Origin of the sequence: Nocardiopsis sp. FR4, from assembly GCF_009830945.1 — a bacterium.
Classification (GTDB): Bacteria; Actinomycetota; Actinomycetes; order Streptosporangiales; family Streptosporangiaceae; genus Nocardiopsis.
The window spans coordinates 99,002-121,837 of record NZ_ML776456.1; the positions used below are offsets into that span (position 1 = coordinate 99,002).

20 protein-coding genes and 2 pseudogenes are annotated in these 22,836 nt (G+C 73.3%); 13 read left to right on the forward strand and 9 right to left on the reverse strand.

Annotation, left to right across the window (positions count from 1 at the left end):
- Positions 1–50: 50 nt before the first annotated feature.
- Positions 51–3,197, forward strand: a complete 3,147-nt coding sequence (locus tag FYW95_RS04140; RefSeq protein ID WP_159943544.1) for a sacsin N-terminal ATP-binding-like domain-containing protein — start codon at positions 51–53, stop codon at positions 3,195–3,197.
- A 12-nt stretch (positions 3,198–3,209) separates the two neighbouring features.
- On the opposite strand, the gene FYW95_RS04145 is transcribed toward FYW95_RS04140, so the two are convergent.
- Positions 3,210–4,073, reverse strand: coding sequence for an MOSC domain-containing protein (locus FYW95_RS04145; RefSeq protein ID WP_159943543.1), 864 nt, complete (start codon positions 4,071–4,073; stop codon positions 3,210–3,212).
- A 131-nt stretch (positions 4,074–4,204) separates the two neighbouring features.
- Between FYW95_RS04145 and FYW95_RS04150 the strand changes: the two genes are divergently transcribed.
- Both FYW95_RS04150 and FYW95_RS04155 read left to right on the forward strand, forming a co-directional pair.
- Positions 4,205–4,639 carry a hypothetical protein gene (locus FYW95_RS04150; protein ID WP_159943542.1) on the forward strand — a complete coding sequence of 145 codons (435 nt, stop codon included), beginning with the start codon at positions 4,205–4,207 and terminating at the stop codon, positions 4,637–4,639.
- 61 nt (positions 4,640–4,700) lie between these two features.
- Positions 4,701–4,939: pseudogene (locus tag FYW95_RS04155) on the forward strand (ArsR/SmtB family transcription factor); the annotation flags it as partial.
- Positions 4,940–4,965: 26 nt separating this feature from the next.
- On the opposite strand, the gene FYW95_RS04160 reads toward FYW95_RS04155, so the two are convergent.
- Both FYW95_RS04160 and FYW95_RS04165 read right to left on the reverse strand, forming a co-directional pair.
- Positions 4,966–6,462, reverse strand: coding sequence for a DUF7059 domain-containing protein (locus tag FYW95_RS04160; protein ID WP_160050017.1), 1,497 nt, complete (start codon positions 6,460–6,462; stop codon positions 4,966–4,968).
- 44 nt (positions 6,463–6,506) lie between these two features.
- The gene (locus tag FYW95_RS04165; protein WP_159943540.1) at positions 6,507–6,782 is read right to left on the reverse strand and encodes a DUF2530 domain-containing protein; all 276 of its coding nucleotides are present in this window, start codon (positions 6,780–6,782) and stop codon (positions 6,507–6,509) included.
- 219 nt (positions 6,783–7,001) lie between these two features.
- Between FYW95_RS04165 and FYW95_RS04170 the strand changes: the two genes are divergently transcribed.
- The 3 genes from FYW95_RS04170 to thpR all read left to right on the forward strand — a co-directional run bounded on the left by FYW95_RS04170 (position 7,002) and on the right by thpR (position 10,703).
- Positions 7,002–8,459, forward strand: coding sequence for an NCS2 family permease (locus FYW95_RS04170; RefSeq protein WP_236567881.1), 1,458 nt, complete (start codon positions 7,002–7,004; stop codon positions 8,457–8,459).
- Between the two features lie 173 nt (positions 8,460–8,632).
- Positions 8,633–10,042 carry an MFS transporter gene (locus tag FYW95_RS04175; protein ID WP_159943538.1) on the forward strand — a complete coding sequence of 470 codons (1,410 nt, stop codon included), beginning with the start codon at positions 8,633–8,635 and terminating at the stop codon, positions 10,040–10,042.
- Positions 10,043–10,112: 70 nt separating this feature from the next.
- On the forward strand, positions 10,113–10,703 hold the full coding sequence (gene thpR / locus FYW95_RS04180; RefSeq protein WP_159943537.1) for an RNA 2',3'-cyclic phosphodiesterase: 591 nt from the start codon (positions 10,113–10,115) through the stop codon (positions 10,701–10,703).
- Positions 10,704–10,841: 138 nt separating this feature from the next.
- Here thpR and FYW95_RS04185 read toward each other — a convergent pair whose 3' ends face one another.
- Positions 10,842–11,567, reverse strand: a complete 726-nt coding sequence (locus FYW95_RS04185; RefSeq protein WP_159943536.1) for a 3-keto-5-aminohexanoate cleavage protein — start codon at positions 11,565–11,567, stop codon at positions 10,842–10,844.
- A 91-nt stretch (positions 11,568–11,658) separates the two neighbouring features.
- Between FYW95_RS04185 and FYW95_RS04190 the strand changes: the two genes are divergently transcribed.
- Positions 11,659–12,720: a hypothetical protein gene (locus FYW95_RS04190; RefSeq protein WP_160050018.1), complete on the forward strand. Its 1,062-nt coding sequence runs from the start codon at positions 11,659–11,661 to the stop codon at positions 12,718–12,720.
- Between the two features lie 26 nt (positions 12,721–12,746).
- Here FYW95_RS04190 and FYW95_RS04195 read toward each other — a convergent pair whose 3' ends face one another.
- Positions 12,747–13,355 carry a CGNR zinc finger domain-containing protein gene (locus tag FYW95_RS04195; protein ID WP_236567880.1) on the reverse strand — a complete coding sequence of 203 codons (609 nt, stop codon included), beginning with the start codon at positions 13,353–13,355 and terminating at the stop codon, positions 12,747–12,749.
- A 63-nt stretch (positions 13,356–13,418) separates the two neighbouring features.
- Here FYW95_RS04195 and FYW95_RS04200 point away from each other — a divergent pair, with 63 nt between their 5' ends.
- Positions 13,419–13,868: a VOC family protein gene (locus FYW95_RS04200; RefSeq protein ID WP_159943534.1), complete on the forward strand. Its 450-nt coding sequence runs from the start codon at positions 13,419–13,421 to the stop codon at positions 13,866–13,868.
- A 24-nt stretch (positions 13,869–13,892) separates the two neighbouring features.
- Here FYW95_RS04200 and FYW95_RS04205 read toward each other — a convergent pair whose 3' ends face one another.
- Together FYW95_RS04205 and serC are read right to left on the reverse strand one after the other, a co-directional pair.
- The gene (locus tag FYW95_RS04205) at positions 13,893–14,897 is read right to left on the reverse strand and encodes a glycerophosphodiester phosphodiesterase family protein (RefSeq protein ID WP_160050019.1); all 1,005 of its coding nucleotides are present in this window, start codon (positions 14,895–14,897) and stop codon (positions 13,893–13,895) included.
- Positions 14,898–14,991: 94 nt separating this feature from the next.
- On the reverse strand, positions 14,992–16,116 hold the full coding sequence (serC, locus tag FYW95_RS04210; RefSeq protein WP_159943532.1) for a phosphoserine transaminase: 1,125 nt from the start codon (positions 16,114–16,116) through the stop codon (positions 14,992–14,994).
- Between the two features lie 600 nt (positions 16,117–16,716).
- Between serC and FYW95_RS04215 the strand changes: the two genes are divergently transcribed.
- The 5 genes from FYW95_RS04215 to FYW95_RS04235 all read left to right on the forward strand — a co-directional run bounded on the left by FYW95_RS04215 (position 16,717) and on the right by FYW95_RS04235 (position 21,987).
- Positions 16,717–17,223: a hypothetical protein gene (locus FYW95_RS04215; protein WP_159943531.1), complete on the forward strand. Its 507-nt coding sequence runs from the start codon at positions 16,717–16,719 to the stop codon at positions 17,221–17,223.
- Between the two features lie 61 nt (positions 17,224–17,284).
- Positions 17,285–17,752, forward strand: a complete 468-nt coding sequence (locus FYW95_RS04220) for a hypothetical protein (RefSeq protein WP_159943530.1) — start codon at positions 17,285–17,287, stop codon at positions 17,750–17,752.
- Between the two features lie 49 nt (positions 17,753–17,801).
- Positions 17,802–18,455: a pyridoxamine 5'-phosphate oxidase gene (gene pdxH, locus FYW95_RS04225; RefSeq protein WP_159943529.1), complete on the forward strand. Its 654-nt coding sequence runs from the start codon at positions 17,802–17,804 to the stop codon at positions 18,453–18,455.
- Positions 18,456–18,850: 395 nt separating this feature from the next.
- Positions 18,851–19,552 (forward strand): iron-dependent transcriptional repressor DtxR, encoded by a 702-nt coding sequence (locus tag FYW95_RS04230; protein ID WP_159943528.1) that lies wholly within the window; start codon positions 18,851–18,853, stop codon positions 19,550–19,552.
- Positions 19,553–19,704: 152 nt separating this feature from the next.
- Positions 19,705–21,987 carry an ATP-binding SpoIIE family protein phosphatase gene (locus FYW95_RS04235; protein WP_159943527.1) on the forward strand — a complete coding sequence of 761 codons (2,283 nt, stop codon included), beginning with the start codon at positions 19,705–19,707 and terminating at the stop codon, positions 21,985–21,987.
- On the opposite strand, the gene FYW95_RS04240 is transcribed toward FYW95_RS04235, so the two are convergent.
- The gene (locus FYW95_RS04240) at positions 21,984–22,586 is read right to left on the reverse strand and encodes a GNAT family N-acetyltransferase (protein WP_159943526.1); all 603 of its coding nucleotides are present in this window, start codon (positions 22,584–22,586) and stop codon (positions 21,984–21,986) included. The two genes, FYW95_RS04235 and FYW95_RS04240, sit on opposite strands and share 4 nt — an antisense overlap.
- A 124-nt stretch (positions 22,587–22,710) precedes the next feature.
- Positions 22,711–22,836: pseudogene (locus FYW95_RS04245) on the reverse strand (transcription initiation protein); the annotation flags it as partial.

Below are 22,836 nucleotides of genomic sequence, written 5' to 3' on the forward strand. Positions count from 1 at the left end.
CCCCGGGTGCACCGTGCCGGGCCGTGCCCGCAGCGCAGGAGGAAACCACCATGGCTGAGCCGCTGACCGCTTCGGTGGCCGATCCCTACAACACCGCCGAGCTGCGCCGACGCGTTCTCGCGGCGTGGGCCGACGCGCCCGCCCGGTTCCGTGAGGACGCCAACGCCGAGGAGGACTTCGCACTCGGCGGCTACCGTGACCGGGTCGTGGTCGAACTGGCCCAGAACGCCGCGGACGCCGCCCGCCGCGCGGGCGTTCCCGGCCGGCTGCGCCTGGAGTTGGAGGGCCGCGTGCTGACCGCGGCCAACACCGGGGCCCCGCTGACCCCCGAGGGCGTGGAGTCGCTGGCCACGCTGCGCGCCTCCACCAAACGCGACGACCACGGGTCCGCCGGACGCTTCGGAGTCGGCTTCTCCGCCGTGGCCGCGCTCAGCGACGACGTCACCGTCGACTCCGGCGGGTCGGCCGTGCGCTTCAGCGCCGAGGCCGCCCGCGAGGCCGTCACCGCCCTGCTCGCCGAGGAGGGCACCCACGGCGGCCTCGCCGAGGAGGTCGGGCGCCGCTCCGGGCACGTGCCCATGCTGCGGCTGCCCTTCCCCGCCCCCGCCGGAAGCCGGGGGGCCGGGGGGTACGACACCGTCGTCACCCTGGTGCTGCGCGACGACGCCGCCCGCGAGCGCGTGCGCGAACTCCTGGACCGCACCGGGGAGGCGCTCCTGCTGGCCCTGCCCGGCTTGGCCGAGGTGCGCGTGGTGGTGGAGGGCGCCGAACGCGTCCTCACCCGGGAGGAGGCGGCGGCCGGGTCCCAGGCCGCGGCCGACCTGGTCACCGGCCACCGGGACGCCGAGGGCACCCGCACCACCCTGTGGCGCGTGCTGAGCCGCTCGGGCGCCTTCGACCCCGCGCTGCTCACCGACCGCCCCACCGAGGAGCGCGACCGCACCGCCTGGTCGCTCACCTGGGCGGTGCCCGTGGACGAGGACGGGGCGGCGGCCGCGCTGCCCGCCGACGTCGAGGCCGTGGTGCACGCGCCCACGCCCACCGACACCGAACTCGACCTGCCCGCCGTCCTCATCGGCACCTTCCCGCTCGGCAGCGACCGGCGCGCCGTGCAGCCCGGGGCCGCCACCGACCTGCTGCTCATGGAGGCCGCCGACGCCTACTGCGCCCTGCTGCGCCGCTTCGGCCCCCGTGCCGCCCTGGACCTGGTACCCGGGACCCGGGTGGGCGGCGGGGCCGTGGACGCCGTCTTCCGGGCCCGCGTCGCCGAACCCCTCCAGGACACCCCCTTCCTGGCCACCGCCGCCGGAGCGCCCGTCGCCCCGCGCGACGCGGTGCTGCTCGACACCGGTGCCTCCGGGGGCGCTGCCGAGCTGGCGGGGGTCCTGTCCGAACTGGTCCCCCAGCTGCTGCCGGGGACGTGGAGCCCCCGCCACCCCGCCCTGGCCGCCCTGCGGGTCCAGCGCCTGGGCCTGGCCGACGTCGCCGACCTGCTCGCCGACACCGACCGCCCGCCGAGCTGGTGGGCGGGCCTGTACGCCGCCCTGGCGGCCGCCGGGAGCGGCGGCGCCGACCTCGACGAACTCGGCGCGCTGCCGGTCCCGCTCGCCGACGGCCGCCTCGTGCGCGGACCGCGCTCCCTGCTCGTGCCGGGCCAGGACTGGGCCGAGGTCAGCGACGCCCGGGGCAACCGGGTGCCCCCGGAGGCCCTGGCCACCCTCGGCGTGCGGGTGGCCCACCCCGACGCCGTCCATCCGCTCCTGCACCGCCTGGGCGCGGTGGAGGCCAGCGCCGCCACCGTCCTGTCCGACCCGCGCACCGAGGCCGCGGTCCGCGACTCCCTGGACGCCGACGACCCCGAGCCGATCGCCGAGGCCGTCCTGGACCTGGTCTCCGCCTCGGGGACGACCACGGTCGACGCGCCCTGGCTGGCGGAGCTGGCGCTGCGCGACGACGAGGACGGCTACTCGGTGGCCGCCGAGCTCCTCGTGCCCGGAGCGCCCCTGGCCGACCTGCTCGTGGACGACGCCCCCTTCGGCACCGTCCACCCCGACCTCGTGGAACGGCACGGGACCGAGGTGCTGCGCGCGGTCGGCGCGCTGTGGGAGCTGACCGCGGTGCGCGCCGAGGAGGTCGCGCTCGGCGAGGATCTGGCGTCGGTCTTCGACGGCGCGGCGGGGGAGGAGGGGCCCGACGGCCTGGAGGACTGGGCCGACGAGGTCCTGGAACGGGTCGGGGACCCCGACCTGCCGCCGGTCGTGCCCGAGCTGGTGTGCGTGGCCGACCTCGACTACGTGGCCGACGACCAGTGGCCCCGGGCGCTGGCCATGCTCGCCGAGGGGCCGCTGCGCGAGGCGGTCACCGCGCCCGCCCGGGTCCTGCTGCCCGACGGCCGCGTGGTGGACGTGCCCTCCTACACCGCCTGGTGGCTGCGCACCCGCGCCCTGCTCGGCGGCGCCGCTCCGGCGGCCCTGCGCACCGCCGACGCCGAGCCCGAGCTCACCGGCCTGTACGACGAGGTCTCCGACGACATCGACCCGGAGTTCGCCCGTGCCCTGGGCGTGCGCACCAGCCTGGCCGACCTGCTGGCCGACCCCGACGGGCCCGACGACCTGCTCGCCAGGCTGGCCGACCCGGCCCGGCACGTGGGCCGCGCGGCCCTGCGCCGGGTGTGGGCCGCGCTGGCGGGGGCGGACGCCGACCTGGTCACCCCGCCCTCCCGGGTGCGCGCGGTGCAGGGCGGCGCGATCGTGGTGGCCGACGCCGAGGACGCCGTGGTGGTGGACTCCCCGGACCTGCTGCCGCTGCTGGAGGACCGCGCACTGGTGCTGGCCCCGGCTGAGGCGGCCGTGGCCCTGGCGGACGTCCTCGACCTCGACCTGGCCAGTGAGGCGGTCACCGGCCGGATCGGCTCCGCCGGGCGGATCCGTCCGGTGCCGGACGAGGCCGACCTGTTCCTCGACCCCGACGGCGAGCCCGACCGCACCTACCTGCACCACCAGACGCTCACCGTCGACGGGGTGGAGCTGGAGTGGTACGTCGGCGACGGCTCGCTGCACGCGTCCGGCTCCGACGGACTGGCCCGGGCCCTGTGCTGGCGCGCGGGGCAGTGGTCGCGCAGGCACCTGCTCTCCGCGGTGCTGCGCGACCCCTCCGCCGCGGCCCGGCTCCTGGCCGAGGCCGACCTGGACGACTAGGGGCCGTGCGCCTCAGCCGGCCAGGGCGGCGGCCAGGCGCTCGCCGAGCCCCTCCTCGGGGTCGTCCCAGGCGGTGACCTCCACCTCGTCGCCGACCGCGAGGGGGCCCGGCCGGGTCACCGCGAACTTGGCGCCGAAGGACACCCCGCCCGTGTCGGCGCGCCGGTAGCCCGCCAGGGTGCGCAGCGGCTCGGGTCCGTCCCTGACCCCCCGCTCCTGGTCCACCGTGGTGACCGCGCACCGGATGCACACCTTGGCGTAGCCCAGTTCGGCGCCGCCCAGGCGCACTGAGCGCACACGGTCCTCGGTGTGCGGCTCCGTCCAGCCCGACACCACGACGTTGGGGCGGAAGCGGTCGATCGGCACGGCCTGGGCGCCGCGGGCGAGGATGCGCTCGTTGAGCAGGTCCAGGGAGGACAGGGAGGCCATGAGCACGGCCGTGCTGTCGGCGAACCCGCTGGTGCCCGTGGTCAGGCCGCCCACCCGGCGGTCGTGGTCGGCGGGTACGCGCACCAGGCGGCTGGGGGCGCCCAGGACCTCCGAGAGCCACGCGGCGGCCTCGGCTCCCTGGTCCACGCCGGTGAGGCGCTGACGGTGCAGCGTCACCTCCAGGCGCGGCCCCTCCGGGCCGACGCCGATCTCGACGGGGCCGGACCCGTCGGTGTCCAGGCGCAGGCGCGCGCCGTCGTCGCTGATCCCGGCGCGGACGAGCGCCATGCGGGGGTGATTGCGCTGGCTGCGGAAGTGTCCGGCCCCGTCGACCACCATGAACGCGCGGTCGTGCTCGATCCCGGCGGGGGTCATCGTCGCGGTGCGCACGGGGACGCCCGCGCATCCCTTGACCGGATAGCGGATGAGTTCGGCGATTCGGGCCATGGGCAGACGCTATCGTTCCCGATGGGCCTCCGCCCGAGGCGGGTGAGCCCTTCCCGTCCGGGGGAGCCGGACGCGGGCGCGGAGCGCCCGCACGGGAGCTCCCTGCCGCCATCGAAACCGACAGGATCCCCATGCGCGCAACCCCTCTCGCCCTGGCCATCGGTGCCCTCCTGGCCGCCACCGGCTGCTACGGCGGCAGCGGCTCCGATGCCCTGCCCGAGGACGTGATCCCCACCGGCGAGCCCGAGACCGAGCACGTCTACGCCCCCGGCCAGCAGATCACCGCGGACCTGACCATGCTCAGCGGGTCCGACGGCGGTCGCGCCACGCCGTTCTTCTCCGGGTACCGCGCCACCGTCCGGTTCGACCACGAGGACCAGACGGCCGAGTGCACCGCCCAGCTGCCCGTGGAGCTGCGCGAGTTCCCGCCCGGGGAGAACCACGTCATCGGCCTGGAGTGCGACACCGAGGTCACCGTGCCCGTGGACGCCCCCGGGTTCACGCTGCTGGACGGCGACCAGGAGCACGGCAGCGGCGAGGTGCTGTTCACCGGCGAGGGCCGGTGATCCTCCGGACTCCCTGGCATCAAACCTAGCTTATATAAGATCTTTGTTATATGTTGGTGTCGTGCACGCCTTCGACGTTCTCGGCGACCCGGTCCGGCGGCGCCTGCTGGAGCTGCTCAACGACGGTGAGCGCTCCTCGGACGAGCTGACCGAGACCGTGCGCGCCGAGTTCGGCAGCTCCCAGCCCGCCGTCTCCCAGCACCTGCGGGTGCTCCGGGAGAACGGCTTCGCCACCGTGGCAGGGAGGGCGCCCGCAGGCTCTACGCGGTCGACCCCTCCCCGCTGCGCGAGGCCGACGCCGGGCGCACCGTGGCCTTCTACACCGCTCAGCGGGCCACCCGGAAGAACCCCTCCGAGATGAGCGTGCGCAGCGCCTCGGGCGTGCGCTCGCGCACGGTCTCGGCGTCCCCGCCGATGAGCTCGGCGATCACGTCCAGCAGCGGGCCCACCGGCATGGTGCCGTCGCACACCCCGGCCAGGGCCGCCTCCACCGTGCCCACGCGGGCCACCCGGCGCAGGCCGTCGCGCTGGCGCAGCAGGATCCTCTCCGGGTCCGGTGCGCCCGGACGCCCCACGCGCTCCTCCACCACGCCCGGCGCGAGCGCCACGTGCGCGGACAGCAGGGCGGCGTCGGTCAGGCGCAGCGCCGTCATGGCGCCGTCCACCACGTCGGGCAGGTAGGGGCCCACGGGCTGCTCGATCTCGTGCCGCAGCTCCTCCACCCGCACGGTCGCGTCCTGGGCCACGTCGTTGCGCAGGCTGATCCAGCCGAAGCCGATGCCCTTGATGCCCTGGCGCTCGAAGTAGTCCAGCCAGGCGTCGTAGCGGCGCGTGTACTCGGGGGTGCCGTGCTCGCACGAGTCGCGCAGCCACAGCTCCACGTACTCGGCGGGGTCCTGCACGTCGCGCTGGACCACCCAGCCCGAGCACCCGGTCCCCGTCACCCAGCCGCCGACCCGGTCCTCCCAGTCGTCGCCGTCGGAGTGCAGCCAGTTCGCCAGGATCTGGCACCAGCCGCCCTCGGTCAGGTACTCGGGGGCCTGGCGCACCAGCTCGGCGCACACGGTGTCGCCGGGCAGGTCCGACTCCCGGTAGGTGTACCGCGAGGAGTCCGGGGTGATCACGAAGGGCGGATTGGACACGATGAGGTCGAAGCGCTCGCCCCGGACCGGCTCGTACAGCGAGCCCTGCGCCAGCCGCGCGCCGGTCACGCCCGACAGCGCCAGGCTGATCCCGGCCAGGCGCACCGCCCGCGGGTTGAGGTCGGTGGCCACCACCTCGCGCGCCCGGGAGGCCAGGTGCAGGGCCTGCACGCCGCAGCCGGTGCCCACGTCCAGGGCCCGGTCGACCGGGCCGTCCACGATCAGATGGGACAGGGTCGAGGAGGCGCCGCCCGCGCCCACGACGTGGTCGTGCCGGGGGACCTCGCCGCCGCCCGGCCGCACCTTGGGATCGGAGACCACGAAGCCGGGTCCGCCGTCCTCCAGTTCCCAGGGGCCCAGGTGCACCAAGGCGCGCACGACGGGACCGTCCGCGCCCTCCTCCACGGTGACCAGACCGGCCTCGGCCAGTTCGTCCACCGGCAGGATCGAGCGCGCGGCACGGGCGGGGATGGGGGAGCGCAGCCACCACAGGCGCAGCAGCAGTCCGAGCCGCTCCTCACCGCCGGTGGCGCGCAGCGCGGGCACCAGTTCCTCACGGGCCAGCGCTCGTGCGGCGGCGTCGCCGAGGCGGTCGCGAACGCCGGACACCGTGTAGTCGGCGTCGATGAGGATGCCGCGGAGTCGCTCGGCCAGACCGCGCGGGAAGTTCGTCTCAGACACCCGCCCATTATCGGGCAGAAGTACGGTGCCCCGTTGATCGCGTGTCAGTGCAGGTCAGGGCGGTCGGATTCGGTTTCGTCCGCGCGTGCGGCGGCCTGGGCGCGCCTGCGCAGCAGACGCGGGATGTAGAGGAACCCGAACACGCCCAGCACGATCCCGGTCACGCACACGCCGATCCACCAGCGCTCGGACTCGGGCAGGTCCTCGCCCAGGGCCAGGAGGACGACGAGGGCCGCCGTCCAGGCCAGGGTGCCGATCCCCGCGGGCACGCGGTAGTCGCTCTCGTGGACGTCCGGGTCGGGCTGACGAGGTTTGCGCACGCCTTCCAGGCTATCCGCTCACGGAGCGGGAGCGACGGCGTGCGCGGCGCCTCGCGCGCGGCGGGGACGTCTTCGTCACACTCTCCGGCGGGATCATCCGATCCTCTGGTGATTTCTCTGAATCCTGTGCGGAACATGTGGCCCGAGTTGTATGAAGATGCAACTAACCTGGCGCAGAATCCTTGTTGTCCGATAACACGACCAGGTCAGGCTGTCGACGTGAAAACTCCAAGCGCATCCCCCACCGACACCGGCAAGCGCCCGGCGGGGCCCATTGACCGCTACTTCCGCATCAGCGAGCGCGGGTCCACCCTCGGCACCGAGGTCCGCGGCGGCCTGGCGACCTTCTTCGCCATGGCCTACATCGTCGTCCTCAACCCGCTGATCATCGGCACGGCCGAGGACGTCAACGGCGACACCCTGGGCATCCCCGAGGTGGCCGCCGTCACGGCCGTGGTCTCGGCGATCTCCTGCCTGCTCATGGGCGTGGTCAGCCGCTACCCGTTCGCCATCGCCGCGGGCATGGGCCTCAACGCCGTCGTCGCCTACGGGATCGCGCCGGTCATGCCCTGGTCCGACGTCTTCATGCTGATCGTCGTCGAGGGCGTCATCCTGCTGATCCTGGTGCTCACCGGGTTCCGCACCGCGGTCTTCGCCGCGATCCCGCCCGGCCTCAAGGTCGCCATCGCGGTCGGCGTGGGCCTGTTCCTGGCGCTGATCGGCCTGGTCAACGCCGGCTTCGTGCAGGCGGGCCAGGGCACCCCGGTGCAGCTCGGCGACGGCGGCCTCCAGGGCTGGCCGATCCTCATCTTCGTCCTCGGCCTGCTGGTCACCATCGCGCTGTACGTGCGCAGGGTGCCGGGCGCCATGCTGCTGGGCATCCTCACCGCCACGGTCGTGGCGATCGGGGTCGAGGTGGCCCTGGGCGGCGGCGACAACCGCCTGGGCTGGAGCCTGACCGTTCCGGCCCTGCCCACCGGCGCGGGCGACCTGGTCGCGGTACCCGACTTCTCGCTGATCGGCCTGTTCACCGAGGGCGGCTTCAACGTGTTCGGCCGCTGGTCCGAGATCGGCTTCGCCACCGTGCTCATGCTGGTCTTCACGCTGCTGCTGGCCGACTTCTTCGACACCATGGGCACCATGGTCGGTGTCGCCCACCAGGGCGGCCTGGCCGACGAGGACGGCAACATCCCCGGCAGCCGCGAGGTGCTGGCCGCCGACGCCTTCGGCACGATCCTCGGCGGCGTGGGCTCGGCCTCGGTGGCCACCATCTACGCCGAGTCCGCCGCGGGCGTCGGTGAGGGCGCCCGCACCGGCGTCGCGCCGATGGTCACCGGCGCCCTGATGCTGGTCGCCACCCTGTTCACCCCGCTGGTGTCGCTGGTGCCCTTCGAGGCGGCCACGCCGGTGCTGGTGATCGTGGGCTTCATGATGCTGACCCAGGTCGTCAGCATCGACTTCAAGGACCCGGCCCTGGGTCTGGGCTCCTTCATGGCGATCGTCATGATGCCCTTCACCTACTCGATCGCCAACGGCATCGGGTTCGGCCTGCTGACCTACGCCTTCGTCAGCCTGGTCACCGGCAGGAGGCGTCAGGTGCACCCGCTGCTGTGGCTGATCTCCCTGGTGTTCCTGATCCACTTCGCGGAGGCCCCGATCAGTGCGCTGATCGGCTGATCCGCCGCCTTCTCCTCCGGGCGGGAATTCCGGAGACGGGAAACGGCGTTGACTCCACTGATGAGTCAACGCCGTTTACTTATTTGTCCAGCTTGTCCGATACATCCGGTTCGACACGGCGGTCAGCCGGTGGCCGCATCAGTCCCTCCCCGCCCGTTCCAGGGGAGGGACTGATGCGGCGTATCGCCATGTTCCGCTCTCTGTCCATCCGCAACTACCGCCTGTTCGCCCTCGGCCAACTGCTGTCCAACCCCGGCACGTGGATGCAGCGCATTGCCCAGGACTGGCTGGTCCTGCAACTCAGCGGTGGCAGCGGTATCGCGCTGGGCATGACCACCGCCCTGCAGTTCCTGCCCATGCTCCTGTTCGGCCTGTGGGGCGGGGCCCTGGTCGACCGGCTGGACAAGCGCAGGCTGCTGATGTGCACCCAGTGCGCCATGGGAGTGCTCGCCGTGGGCCTGGGCGTGCTGGCCACGCTCGGGGCCGCCGAGGTCTGGCACGTGTACCTGTTCGCCCTCCTGCTCGGCCTCATCACCGTGCTGGACAACCCCGGGCGCCAGGCCTTCGTCCCGGAGATGGTCGACCGGGAGCACCTCTCCAACGCCATCGCCCTCAACAGCGCCAGCTTCCAGCTCGGCCGGGTCACCGGACCCGCCGTCGCGGGACTGCTCATCGCGGTCATCGGCAGCGGCCCGGTCTTCCTCATCAACGGGGCCTCGTTCGGGTTCACCATCCTGGCCCTGGCGATGATGCGCACCGGTGAGCTCAACACCCCCGAGCGGGCGTCCGGGGGCAGGGGGCGGATCCGGGAGGGGCTCAGCTACATCGGCGGCAGGCGCGACCTCGTCCTCCTGCTGGCCCTGGCCGCGTGCACGCAGTTCTTCGGAGCCAACACCCAGAACCAGATCGCCCTGATGGTCAACAACGTCTTCGAGACCGGCGCCGACGCCTTCGGCGCCGCGGCGGCGTTCCTGGCCGTCGGGGCGCTGGCGGGCGCCCTCCTGGCCGCCCGCCGGGAGCGGCCCCGGCTGCGTCTGGTGCTTCTGGGGTCGATGGGGTTCGGCGTGCTCCAGGTGGTGGCCGGGCTCATGCCCGGCTACGTGCCGTTCGTCGTGGTCCTGGTCCCCATGGGCATCGCCTTCATGACCTACATGACCACGATCAACGCCACCTTCCAACTGAGCGTGGACCCGCACATGCGCGGCCGGGTCATGAGCATGTTCATGCTGGTGTTCCTGGGCGTGGCACCCCTGGGCGCACCCGTGGTCGGCCTGCTCGCCGACTCCTTCGGCCCGCAGGCCAGCCTCGTGATCGGCGGCTCGGTGACCGTCGTGGTGGTCTCGGCGCTGTCCGTGCCGCTCTTCCGGCTCAAGGGCGTGCGCCCGCGCGACCTGGTGCGGCGACGGCGTCCGGACGCGGAGCGGGCTGCCGGGGAGCGGGCGGCGGAGGAGCCGGAGCCCGTCCCGGACGCGCGCGCGGAGGCGGGGACCGAGCCGCTCCGGCGCCCCCGCACGGCGGAGGCGGCGGGCGCCTCCGAGGGCGGGGAACCCCGTCCCCCGGAGGACGCGGTCAGCCGTACCTGAGAACCCGTGAGCCGGTCGCGCCCCGCCGTCCTCGGGGCGCGACCGGCTCACGGCGGGGCAGGATGGGGGCATGAGACTCTTCGTCGCGCTCGACCCGCCCCCCGAGGTGACCGACGCGCTGCGCGCCGCCGTCGACCGGGGCCGTGAGCACACCCCCGACCTGCGCTGGTCCAGGCCCCGGGACTGGCACCTCACCCTGGTCTTCCTCGGCGAGGTGGGCGAGGGCCTCCTGCCCGCGCTCACCGAAGCCCTCGGCCGCGAGGCCCGCGCGCACCGGCCCCCGCGCCTCGCCGTCGAGGGCTGGGGCACCTTCCCGCCCGGCGGCCGGCGCTCCTCCGTCCTGTGGGCCGGGCTCAGCGGCGACACCGAGGCCCTCGGGGCCCTGGCCGACGGGGTGCGCGCCGCCGTGCGCGGGACCGGTCTCCCGGTCGAGGACCGCGCCTACGTGCCGCACATCACGGTCGCCCGCAGCCGCCCCGCCCGGGATCTCAGCGGCACCGTCCGCGCCCTGGGAGACCTGCGGGTCCGCGGGTGGCGTGCGGGGGAGCTGTGCCTGGTGGAGAGCCGCCCGGGACGGGAGGACCGCTACCGAACCGCCCGGACCTGGGCATTAGGCTGGGAAACGGATCCCACCCCACCTCCGGAGCGGAGCACGTCATGAGCATGCTCACCAACAACCGTAAGCAGCGCTGGCTGCTGCCCGTGGTGCTGGGCTCCATCATGCTCATCGTGGTCCTGGGCGCCCTGCTGGGCTGAGCGGCGCCGACCCGGCTCGGGCCCCGGGTCCGCGCCGACCGGTTCAGGCCGCGGCGGAGGCCACGGCCACCGCGTGCTCGATCAGCGCGGCGTTGTCGCGCGCCTCCGTGCCGTCGGGCAGGCGCATGGTGTCCTCCAGCCCCATCCGGATGTCGTGGCCCGAGAAGACCGCCGACTCCAGGAGCGGCCAGGCCGTCGCGTCGATCCCGTGCAGCAGCCGGGGCTGCTGCACCCCCGCCCGGTCCAGCAGCGAAAGGATCGCCATGGCGTTGCGCTCGGCGTCCTCCACCGTGACCTGCGTGGGCTCCACCAGCACCGACGCGGCCTCCAGCCCGGTGGCGACGAGGATGCGCGCGGCCTCCACCGTCCACAGCCCCGCCTCCACCTCGATCCGGCGGTCCCTCAGCAGGTGCACCAGGTCCACCGAGCCCGCCTCGTGCAGGTTCACCGTCACCGAGTCCGGCAGGGCCGAGGACGCCCACCTCTGCACCAGGTCGTAGCGCCGCCAGGGGTCGGACTCCGCCGACAGGGACGTGGTCAGTGACACGGGCACCCCGGGCCCGTCGGCGCGCAGCCGCTCCATCAGCGGTCCGACCACCTGCGGTTCCAGGGACTCGGCTCCGCCGCGGTCGCGCGGGTGCACGTGGATCTCGGTCGCGCCCGCCGCCACCACCGCGTGGGCGTCCGCCACCAGCTGGTCCACGGACACGGGCAGGGCGGGGTGCGCTCCGGGGCGGCGGTCCCCGTTCAGACAGGCGACGATCCTCATGAGGCCCTCCTTACGGCGCTCCGTAAGCCCAATGTGCCCGTTACCGCCCGGGTACAAGCCATCCGGGCGGTTCCCTGGCAGGATGTCGGTCATGAGAACTCCCCGTGTTCTTGCCGCGACCGCCCTCCTCGCCCTCCTTCCCGCGTCCCCCGCCCTGGCCTTCCCAGAGGAGCCGAGCGGTTCCGGCGGAGTGGACTACCCGCGCGGAGGGGAGGGCCCCGAGGGCTCGGAGATCGCGTTCGAGTTCCAGGACCCCCGGATCTCGGAGTCCAGCGGGCTGGCGCCCTCCCTGCGCCACGAGGGCGTGTGGTGGACGCACAACGACAGCGGGGACCACCCCAGCGAGGTGTACGCGGTCGACGAAGGGGGCGCCACCCTCGCCACCGTCACCCTGGGCGTGGAGCGGCGCGACTGGGAGGCGCTGTCCGTCGTGGCGGCGCCCGACGGGACCCCCTCGGTCCTCGTGGGCGACATCGGCGACAACTTCAACGGCGGCTGGCCCGACGTGCGGGTGTACCGGTTCGCCGAACCCGAGGTGCTCGCCGACGCGGTGATCGACCCGGCGGTGTTCACCCTCACCTACGCGGACGGCGGGCGCGACGCCGAGTCGATGATGGTCGACCCCCGCGACGGTCGGCTGTACGTGGTGTCCAAGGAGTTCTCCGGCGGGCTGTACGCGGCCCCCGAGACCCTGGACCCCGAGGGCGGGAACGTCCTGGAGCGGGTCGACTCCGCTCCGCTGTTCGCCACCGACGCCGCCTTCGCCCCGGACGGCGGCCGCTACGCGATCCGCACCTACTGGGGGGCCACCGTCTACGACTCCGCCGACGGCGTGCCCGGCACCGCGCTCGGCTCCTTCGACCTGCCCGAGTCCGACCAGGGCGAGTCCCTGGCCTTCACCCCGGACGGGGCCGCGCTCATGGTCGGGACCGAGGGCCCGAACGCGCCGGTCTGGCGGATCCCGCTGGAGGACGGGTACCTGACCGGGGAGGCGGCCGCGGAGGCCGGCGGGGCCGCGGAGGAGTCCGCCGTCGACGAGGAGGAGGGCACCGCCGGGCCCGAGGCCCGCGACGCGCTGCCGTTCATCGTCGGCGGTGCCGCGGTGGCGGCGCTGGTCATCGCCGGGATCGTGCTGCTGGCCCGCCGGGGCTGAGCCGTCGGGTCCGCCGGCGGCGGACCTCAGGTCCGCCCGTCGGCCTCGCGTCGGGCGCGCAGCGCGCGGACCTTGGCGCGGTTGCCGCAGCGCTCCATGGAGCACCAGCGGCGCCGTCCGGGCCGCGAGGCGTCCACGAAGACGAGCTCGCAGTCGGGCGAACCGCACACGCGTATCCGCTCGGCGAGGGGGCCGGTGAACAGTTCCACGGCGTCGCGGGCCACCGTGGACAGCACCGCGGCGGCGTCCGCGGGCAGTGCCCAGGAGCGCTCCCCGCCCGGGCCCATCCGCGGCGCCAGCGGAGGGCGGGCGGCGGCCCGGTTGACCGCCTCGACGTCCTCGGCGGGGAGGGGGCCGCCGCCGACGTGGGCCAGGACCGCGCGCCAGAGCGCGTCGCGCAGGGCTCTGGCCGCGGTCAGCCCGGCCTCGCCGACCGCGACCCGCGCGGGGTCCAGGCGCAGGCGGCACCGCGCGGCCCAGTCAGCGAGGTCCCCGGGCCCGCGCAGGCTCTCGTGGACCGCGTACGCCCCCGGCCCCCCGGTGACGAGCAGCTCAAGGCACAGGGTTCCGGGGTCGAAGACGTAGGCGGGCCCGTGCCCGGGGTTCATGGGCATACCGGTTGTGGCCTGTGTCATGTAACCAGTATAACTGGAATCACGTGGGCGGCCGCGCCCGCGCCAACAGTGAGGAGGCCGACCATGGCCGTGGACTGGCAGCTCGTGGCGGACTGCGCCGAACCGATCCCCCTGGCCCGCTTCTGGGCGGCGGCGCTGGAGTACGAGCCCGAGGACAACAGCGCGCTCATCGAGCGCGTGGTGGCCGCCGGACTGGCGGGGGAGGAGGACTACACCGAGGTCGACGGGCGCAAGGCGTGGGTCAAGGCCGCCGCCATCCGCCACCCCGACGACCCCGTGGACGGCCCCACCGGCTTCGGGTTGGGGCGGCGCGTGCTCTTCGTGGCCGTCCCCGAGCCCAAGGCGGTCAAGAACCGCCTGCACATCGACCTGCGGGTGGGCGCCGACCGCAGGGAGGGGGTGGTCCGGCGGCTGGAGGGCCTGGGCGCCGCCTACGTGCGGACCGTGGAGGAGCCCGGGGCCTCGCACGTCACCATGCGCGACCCCGAGGGCAACGAGTTCGACGTCCAGTAGCGGCGGACGGCGCCCCGAGGGAGGTCAGTCCACGGGCTGGGGGTCCAGGAAGTGCTCGCGCACCAGGAAGGCGTGCCGGGAGAAATCGGTGAACACGCCGTCCACCCCGGCCTCGAAGAAGGCCTCGTACTCGGCGGCGAAGGACCCGTAGTCGCCCGGCTCGCCGTCCGAGCGCAGGTCGGCGGGCAGGAAGTGGTTCTCGCTGCGGAAGGTGTAGGGGTGCACCAGGAGTCCGGCCTCGTGGGCGTCCTCCACCAGGCTGGTCGGCTCGCCGAGCGTGCCGTCCTCGTTGGTCGGGATCACCAGGCCCTTGGCCGGGCCGATCGCGTGCGCGAAGGAGGCCACCTCCGCCAGCCCGTCCGGGGTGGTGTGGTGCAGCCAGTGCTCCTCGGTGCCCATCAGGTACACGAGCGGCAGCCCGGTCCCGGTCAGCTTGCGCAGGCTCTCGGCCTCGAAGGACTGGAGGAACACCGGCACCCGCGGCTCCGGGCCGGTCAGCCCCGCCGCGCGCAGGGCCTCGGTCAGCACCGGCTCCAACTCCAGGCCCTGCGCCTCGTGGTAGGCGGGGTGCTTGGTCTCGGGGTAGATCCCGATCGGACGGCCCAGCTCCCCGGTGAGCGCCAGCGCCAGCTCGATGACCTCCTCCAGGATCGGGATCCCGTAGGTCCCGTCCATCATGGCGTTCATCGGGCGCACGTCCCTCAGGCGCTCCACCGCGCGCAGGGTCCGGATCTCCTCCAGGGTGAAGTCCTGGGCGAAGAACCCCGTCACCTCGCGCCCGTCGACGGTGCGGGTGGCGCGCCGGTCGGCGAACTCGGGGCGTTCGGCCACGTCCGTGGTCTGGCCGATCTCCTGCTCGTGGCGGCAGATCAGCCGCCCGTCCCGGGTGGCCACCAGGTCCATCTCGATGAAGTCGCCGCCGTGGCGCGCCCCCAGCTCGTAGGAGGCCAGGGTGTGCTCGGGGCGGTGCCCCGACGCGCCCCGGTGCGAAATGATCTTGATGGGGGGTTCCTTCTTGTTCCTGCGCACAGTCGAACCGTCCTGGGAGAGCGAGAGCCGGGAAAAGGGGGTGGCCGACCCGGGATCCGGGTCGGCCACCATTGTGCAACGAGGTGCGCGGGGGTCAGGACAGCTTGGTGAGCACGTAGTCCACGCACTCGGTGAGCGCCCGCACGTCGTCCGGCTCGACCGCCGGGAACATCGCCACGCGCAGCTGGTTGCGGCCCAGCTTGCGGTAGGGCTCGGTGTCGACCACGCCGTTGGCCCGCAGCACCCTGGCCACCGCGGCGGCGTCGACCTCCTCGCTGAAGTCGATGGTGCCCACGACCTGGGAGCGCTTGGCCGGGTCGGCGACGAACGGCGTCGCGACCGGGGACTTCTCCGCCCACTCGTACAGGACCGAGGAGGACTCGGCGGTGCGCGCCACCGTCCACTCCAGGCCGCCCTGGCCGTTCATCCACTCCAGCTGCTCGGCGAGCAGCAGCAGCGTGGCCACGGCAGGGGTGTTGTAGGTCTGGTCCTTGCGGGAGTTGTCCACCGCCGTGGCCAGCGAGAAGAACTCCGGGATGTAGCGGCCGCTGGCGGCGACCTCCTCCACGCGGGCCAGCGCGCGGGGCGACATGACCGCGATCCAGAGGCCGCCGTCTGCGGCGAAGCTCTTCTGCGGCGCGAAGTAGTAGACGTCGGTCTCGGCGATGTCGACGGGCAGGCCGCCCGCGCCGCTGGTGGCGTCCACCAGCACGAGGGCGTCCTCGTCGGCGCCCGCCACGCGGCGGACGGGGGCGGCCACACCGGTGGAGGTCTCGTTGTGGGTGAGGGCGTAGGCGTCCACCCCGGCCTCGGCGACGGGCTCGCCGTGGCTGCCGGGGTCGGTGCTGATGACGGTGGGCTCCTCCAGCCAGGGGGCGCCCTTGGTGACCTTCGCGAACTTGCTGGAGAACTCGCCGAAGGACAGGTGCTGGGACCTGCTCCTCAGCAGGCCGTGCGCGGCGATGTCCCAGAAGGCGGTGGTTCCGCCGTTGCCGAGCACGACCTCGTACCCGTCGGGGAGGGAGAAGAGGTCGCGCACGCCGCCGCGCACCCGGGAGACCAGGGACTTGACCGGCTTCTGCCGGTGCGAGGTGCCCATGTAGCGGGAGCCGGAGGCGGCCAGGGCGTCGAGCTGGGCGGGGCGGACTTTGGACGGGCCGCTGCCGAAACGGCCGTCGGAGGGCAGCAGGTTCGCGGGAATCTGAATGTCGTCGGTCACGGTCTCCAGAGTAGTGGCCGCGGCGGCGACAGCGCCGGTCAGGGCCGCTGTTGGACCGGTGAAAATACGTGACGGCCCGCTCGCGAAGTCACATTCAGGAGATTTCTGGCCAGTATGGGCCAACACCAATTCCGCGAACAGACCTGAACCCTCGGTGCGCTTTGTTGTCTAATGGGCCGCTGTCGGGGGTGACACGAGTTGCGACACGAGCCGTGGAAGGTGCCCGCGAGTGGCCGAGAAGGCGTCCAGCGGCGAGGACACGCGGTCGTCCGCCGGTACCGGAGCGTCACCGCGAGCTCCCGCCGCCTCCCCGCATCTCCCGGCTGCGGTCGCTGCTGTGGCTGCGCCGCTGCGGATACGACGCGATACGGTCGCGGCTGCCCCTGTCCGACCAGGGCTCCGATCCGCAGACCGGCGGGGAGGAGGTGCCGCGACCCTGGGAACTCTCCGAGCACGAGCCGGTCACCACGCAGGTCGAGGTCGTCCGGGCCCTGCACGAGGCCCAGCCGGAGGGGCCCGGAAGGAGCGGGACCGGCTCCGGGCCGAGCGCGGGCCCGGCCGTTCACGCTGGGCGCGCCTCCGAAGCAGGTGCGCCGTCCTATGGCGCTGGACGGCCCTTTCGGCGACTTCGTCTTCCACGAACGGCTCCGGGAGGTCACCGAACTCATCCACGAGCAGAACCAGGCCGTGGACGCTGGCGGCGAGCCCTACGTCACCATCGCCTACCTGGGCGAGCTGTACGTCCCCGACCCCGACAACCCCTCGTTGGCGGGGGTGCAGGGCGAGCTCCTGGGGCTGGCCTACGAGCAGTACGTCCCGCACCTGGTCCGGGAGTTCATGTCGGCCTTCACCGACGGGGAGGGCGGGGGCCGGGTGTGGGAGGGCGCGAAGGAGGAGTACGAGGACGGCGTGCCGCTCTACCAGACCGGGAACCCGGACGCGGACGCCTCCTTCAGCGCCCACCTGGACCGGCTGTGCACCGAGGGCCCGCCGGATCTGGTGTACTTCGCGGGCCGCTCGGAGGACCTCGAGGCCTTCCGCACAGAGATCCAGGGCACCGGCGGCGACGCCTGCGTGAACGGGGACGTGACCATACCTCGGCGGTGACGACATCGCCAAGTACGTCACCGACGAGGCCGAGCGCATCGGCGACGCGAACCGGCACCCGGTGTTCTACACGCCGCTGGCGCCCAGCGGCTCCTGGGGCGCGGGCGACGACACCGAGGGCAACAGGTCCTTCTACAGAGGCGTCGACCGGCTCGTGCAGGGGCTGTACCGAGAGGAGGACGACGGTGGGGACGAGGACGGGAGCGGTACCGGGGGCGGCTCATCCGACCCGTCGACGGGCGGTCTCCTCCAGGACCTGGGGTTGCTGGGACCGCCGTTCCTGCGCGGCCAGGAGGAGTACGAGGCGGTGCGCGACACGCTGTTCGAGGAGATCAAGGACATCGAAAACACCACGGGCATGTCCGGGTACACCGCGTTCGCGGCCGACGTCGACGGCCACTGGCACCCCGAGCGCATGGTGCAGCTCGTGCTCGTGGGGCCCGAGGTCGGGGGCGAGCTCCAGCACGTGATCTCCAGCTGCGGCAGGACCAGTGCCAGTCCGCCCGCCTCCGCCCCGGACTGCGTGTGAGGCGCGGCCGGGTGGCGCGGGGAGCGTCCGGCGCGAGAGGATGCCCCCTGTGGACCACCAAGACCCCGCCGAACTGCGCAAACCGTACCCGGGAGAGCCCTTGAGAAGGTCCTCGCTCGCCGAGCACCCCATGACGCAGTTCCAGCTCTGGTTCGACGAGGCCTACCTCTCCGGACTGGCCGAACCCAACGCGATGGTGCTCGCCTCCGTCGAGCCCTCGGGCATGCCGCGCGCCCGCACCGTGCTGATGAAGGGCTACGACAGCACCGGCCTGCGCTTCTTCACCAACTACACCTCGCGCAAGGGTGTGGCCCTGGACGCCGATCCGCGGGCCAGCGCGGTCTTCCCGTGGCACGCCATCCGGCGCCAGGTGCTCCTGGCGGGACGGGTGGAGCGGCTCAGCGACGAGGAGAACGACCGCTACTTCGCCTCCCGCCCGCGCGGCTCGCAGCTCGGCGCCTGGGCGAGCGAGCGCCAGTCCCAGCCCGTGGCCGACCGCGACGAGCTGGACCGCCTCTACCGGGAGTTCGACTCGGTGTGGCCCGAGGACGAGGAGATCCCGCGGCCCTCCTACTGGGGCGGGTACCGGCTGGTGCCCGAGGAGGTGGAGTTCTGGCAGGGCGGCGCCGACCGCATGCACGACCGGTTCCGCTACCTCAGGACCGGGGACGACACCTGGGAGGTCGAGCGCCTGGCCCCGTGAGGGGCGGGACCGGCTCCGAGCTCCGAGTGCCGGGCCCACCAGGTGTTCTTCCGGCGTGATCTTCGCTGTCCCGTACGCGGGGCCGCGGGGCGGACGCGGAGGGGACCACGGCCGCGAGCAGGCATGATGCCCCTCACGGGCCGAAGGCCCGGTGCGTCCGGGACCTGTGGCCCTTGCGCCGGGAGCGAAAGTGTCCGCATTGTGAGACCGCGCAGAATTTCGGCTCCTCCTCCGCGCGATATGCTTGCGTGTATCGGTGGTCGCTCCCGCGGTCCTGCGGACGCCCCGGTCCCCACTCGGCCCCTGGGAATGACGACGCCCCGGCCTGTGTTGAGAGAGACCCGCCGTGTCCGCCGCGACCGCGCGCCGGGCACAGACGCCTTGGGAGGGGAGACTTGACCGCACACGGGCTGATCGACACCACGGAGATGTACCTCCGTACGGTCTTCGAGCTCGAAGAGGAGGGGATCGTCCCGCTTCGGGCCCGTATCGCCGAGCGTCTGCACCAGAGCGGCCCCACGGTGAGCCAGACGGTGGCCCGGATGGAGCGCGACGGCCTGCTGCGGGTCGAGAACGACAGGCACCTGGTCATGACCGCCGAGGGGCGGCGCCTGGCCACGCACGTCATGCGCAAGCACCGGCTCGCCGAGCGCCTGCTCGTCGACGTCATCGGGCTGCCCTGGGAGGACGTGCACATCGAGGCCTGCCGCTGGGAGCACGTCATCTCCGAGGCCGTGGAGGAGCGTCTGGTGACGCTGCTCAACGCCCCCTCGGTGTGCCCGCACGGCAACCCGATCCCCGGCCTGGACGAGCTGGGCCTGGAGGACTACTCCCCCGAGCCGTTCACCGACGACTCGATCGTGCCGATGATCGACGTCGCGGGTAACAGCGAGACCACGGCCACCGTGCGCCGCATCAGTGAGCAGATCCAGTCGGACGCCGACATCATGCTCACCTTGCGTGAATCCGGGGTACAACCGGGGCAGGAAGTAGTGCTGCGCGCCTCTGACGACGGGGTCCGTCTGATCGACGCGGAGTCCGGGGACACCGAACTCTCCGCGCAGGTCGCCGGGCACATCTTCGTCGCCAAGCCGTAAACCGTACGGACACGTTGATTGGTTGCTCATCGGGATTGTCACATTGCGCTGCGGGAACGTTGACGGTGTTGCTACGCTCGCCCCAAGGTGCGGTCGTTCGGGGTACCCGGGGCGGGCATGTGTGCAGCTCATGACGGCGAGGTGGCGGCTAGATGACACGGTGGGGTGAGCCCTTCCGGGAGAGCGACGCGCTCGCCACGGCCGCCGTGGTGGACCAGGCGCAGATCGCCATCGTCGTCATCGACCGCTTCAGCCTGCTGCGCTACTGGAACCCCTTCGCGCGCGAGCTCTTCGGATTCGTCGACGGCCGCGACTACGTCGGCCTCTCCCTCCTGGACATCGGCATCCACGAGTCGGACCGCGAGCACGCCTCCCAGCTCGCTCGCCGGGTGCTGCGCGGCGAGCCGTGGGAGGGCACCTTCGCCATCCTGCGCGGCGACTCCACGTGGATCCACGTGCGCGCCCAGGCCGTGCCCATGCGCGGCGACTCCGGCGAGATCGACGGCATCATCCTCATCGCCCGCGAGGCGCTGCGCAGCGGCCGGGTGGAGGAGCAGTACGGGCTGCTGGAGCGGATCGGCAGCCGCCTGTCCAGCTCGCTGGAGTTCGACTCCACGGTCCGGGGCGTGGCCGGGATCCTGGTCCCGCAGTTCGCCGACCACTGCTTCATCGACCTCTACGACCACGACCGCCTGGTCAGACAGGTCTCCATGCACGCCGAGGGGTGGACGCCCCCGCCGCGCACCTGGTACGACGTCGGGGACGAGGTCCGCTACCCCGAACGCCACTTCGTCACCCAGGCGCTGCGCCGCATGGAGGCGGTGATCAGCAACGAGTACGTGTTCGAGAGCTCGCCCAGCAGCCGCTCCGACTTCGTCTCCCGCCAGGTCGGCATCACCTCCGCCATCGCCGCCCCGCTGCGCGCCCGCGGCGAGGTGCTCGGGGTGCTCACCCTGGCCCTGTCCGGCCTCTCCCCCCGCCAGAAGAACACCTACGGCGGGTTCGACCGCGACCTCGTCGGCGCCATCGCCTCCCGGGTGGCGCTGGCCATCGACAACGCCCGGCTGTACGAGGAGGAGCGCAGCACGGCGATCGCCTTCCAGCGCAGCCTGCTGCCGAGCAGCTTCCCCCCCCTGGACGGCCTGACCCTGGCCCACCGCTACCTGCCCGCCACCCCGCTCCACGCGCACGGGCACGGCCTCCAGACCCAGGCCGGCGGCGACTTCTACGACGCCATTCCGCTCTCGGCCGGGCGCGTGGGCCTGGTCATCGGCGACGTGGAGGGCCGGGGCCCGCACGCCGCGGCGGTCATGGGCCAGCTGCGCGCCGCGCTGCGCGCCTTCGCCCAGGCCGACCGCGAGCCCGCCGACATCCTGCGCGAACTCGACGAGTGGGTCCGCCAGCTCGGCCAGGACGACGGCAACGGCGGCACCTGGATCCCCAGCGTCAGCTGTCTGTACATGGTCTACGACGCCTGGTCGCGCGAGCTGTCCTACGCCAACGCCGGGCACGCCCCGCCGCTGCTGGTCACCTCCGACTCGGTGGAGAAGCTCGACCTGGAGGTCACCGACCGCATGCTGGGCGTGCGCGCCAAGGGCGGTTCGGGCGAGGACGTGGTCTACCACCAGGCCGACCTCACCCTGCCCCTCGGCGCCACCCTGGTGATGTACACCGACGGCCTGGTGGACCGGAGCACGGGGGAGGGCGGGGCCGACCCCGACCAGGCACTGGGCCGGCTCGCCGACCGGGTGGCCGAGGTCGCCGACAAGGACGTGGACCAGATCGCCGAGGCGGCCGTGTACAGCGTTCCGGGCGAACTGCACGACGACACCGCCGTGCTGGTCGTGCGCAGCCACTTCGAGGCGCTCGCCCTGCGCGAGGGGTGGTTCCGCTCGGAGGCCTCCACCGTGGGCGAGGCCCGCCACCTGGCGGCCAACACCTTCAAGGAGTGGGGGATGGACCGCGACCAGGCGGAGCTGGCCTGCCTGCTGGTCTCGGAGATCGTCACCAACGTGGTCATCCACGCCACCCCGCACCCGGTGCACCGCGAGTTCACCGGCGGCGGGGTCCTGGACTCGGAGACCCCGCTCGGAGCCGCCGCCGGCCCCGACGAGTTCGACGAGGACTGGACCGACCTGCTGGAGGCGGTGGCCGAGGAGTCCGACGAGTCCCCGGCCGAGGTCGCGGAGAAGGAGTTCCTGCTCCGCCTGCGGCGCGGCGCGTCCGCGGTGTGGGTGGAGGTCTTCGACAACGACCTGCGGCTGCCCCGGATCCGCAGTGCCGCCGCCGACGACGAGGGCGGCCGGGGCCTGTACCTGGTCGAGCAGCTCGCCAGCCGGTGGGGCTCGCGCCCGACGCCGGACGGCAAGGCGGTCTGGTTCGAGATGCCCATGCACGGCGAGGTCGAGGAAGCCGAGAAGGACGACGACGCCTAGGCCGTGCCCGGTGGGACGGCCCGACCGTTCCCGTCCGCCCGCCGGCCGACCGGCCTCACCGTCGCGTACAGGAGCACGTCCACCCGGTCGCCGCCGATGTCCCGGTGGCCGCGCAGGAGCCCCTCGCGCTCGTACCCGGCGGCCTCGGCGGTGCGCACCGAGCCCAGGTTCCACGGCTCGATGTGGAGTTCGATCCGGTCCACCTCCGGGAGGGACCAGGCGAACCGGGTCAGTGCGGTGAGCGCCTGGCCCGCGAGCCCGCGCCCCCGGCTGCGCGGCGCGACGCCGTACCCCGCGCCGGCCCGGCCCGCGGCGACGGCCGCGAGGTGCAGGCCGACCACCCCCACGGCCTCGTCGGTGTGCCGGTCCGCGACGCAGAAGGAGTACCCGGTCCCGGTGCGGAACCGGTCGTGCTGCCGCGTGATGTAGGCGCGTGCCTGGTCGCCGTCGGCGTCGCCGGGCAGGGTGCCGATCCGCGGCACGTACGGATCGGTGGACAGATCCGTCAGCATGTCCACGTCCCGGTCCGTGAAGGCCCGCAGCCGGACCTCCCCGAAGGTCGGGGCGGTCGACGGCCAGGCGAGCGGGGGGTGTGTCATGCGGGTCCTTCCGGGCGGCACTGCGGCGGCGGAGTCCGGGCGGCCCGGGTGTTCGGGCCGCCCCGCGGACCGTTGCGCGGGCGGGGACCGCCGCCACCGCCTCCCCGCCGCGACGGCCGTCTCCTCAGAGCTGGCCGGTGGCCTCGCGCCAGGCCCGTTCCTTGCGGATCCACTCGTTGTCCTGGGGGAACTCGTCGATGGTGGTGACCCGGCGGATCTCGGTCTTGAAGCCGGGTCCGGTGACGGGGGA

Bases quoted from the DNA above. Each gene is read 5' to 3' on its own strand.
- FYW95_RS04185 (WP_159943536.1), bottom strand. From the start codon at position 11,567: ATGAGGATCGTCGCCTGTCTGAACGGGGACCGCCGCCCCGGAGCGCAC.
- FYW95_RS04200 (WP_159943534.1), top strand. From the start codon at position 13,419: ATGGCCGTGGACTGGCAGCTCGTGGCGGACTGCGCCGAACCGATCCCC.
- FYW95_RS04150 (WP_159943542.1), top strand. From the start codon at position 4,205: ATGCGCGCAACCCCTCTCGCCCTGGCCATCGGTGCCCTCCTGGCCGCC.
- FYW95_RS04175 (WP_159943538.1), top strand. From the start codon at position 8,633: ATGCGGCGTATCGCCATGTTCCGCTCTCTGTCCATCCGCAACTACCGC.
- FYW95_RS04190 (WP_160050018.1), top strand. From the start codon at position 11,659: ATGAGAACTCCCCGTGTTCTTGCCGCGACCGCCCTCCTCGCCCTCCTT.
- FYW95_RS04235 (WP_159943527.1), top strand. From the start codon at position 19,705: ATGACACGGTGGGGTGAGCCCTTCCGGGAGAGCGACGCGCTCGCCACG.
- FYW95_RS04140 (WP_159943544.1), top strand. From the start codon at position 51: ATGGCTGAGCCGCTGACCGCTTCGGTGGCCGATCCCTACAACACCGCC.
- FYW95_RS04240 (WP_159943526.1), bottom strand. From the start codon at position 22,586: ATGACACACCCCCCGCTCGCCTGGCCGTCGACCGCCCCGACCTTCGGG.
- FYW95_RS04195 (WP_236567880.1), bottom strand. From the start codon at position 13,355: ATGACACAGGCCACAACCGGTATGCCCATGAACCCCGGGCACGGGCCC.
- FYW95_RS04215 (WP_159943531.1), top strand. From the start codon at position 16,717: ATGGCGCTGGACGGCCCTTTCGGCGACTTCGTCTTCCACGAACGGCTC.
- FYW95_RS04145 (WP_159943543.1), bottom strand. From the start codon at position 4,073: ATGGCCCGAATCGCCGAACTCATCCGCTATCCGGTCAAGGGATGCGCG.
- thpR (WP_159943537.1), top strand. From the start codon at position 10,113: ATGAGACTCTTCGTCGCGCTCGACCCGCCCCCCGAGGTGACCGACGCG.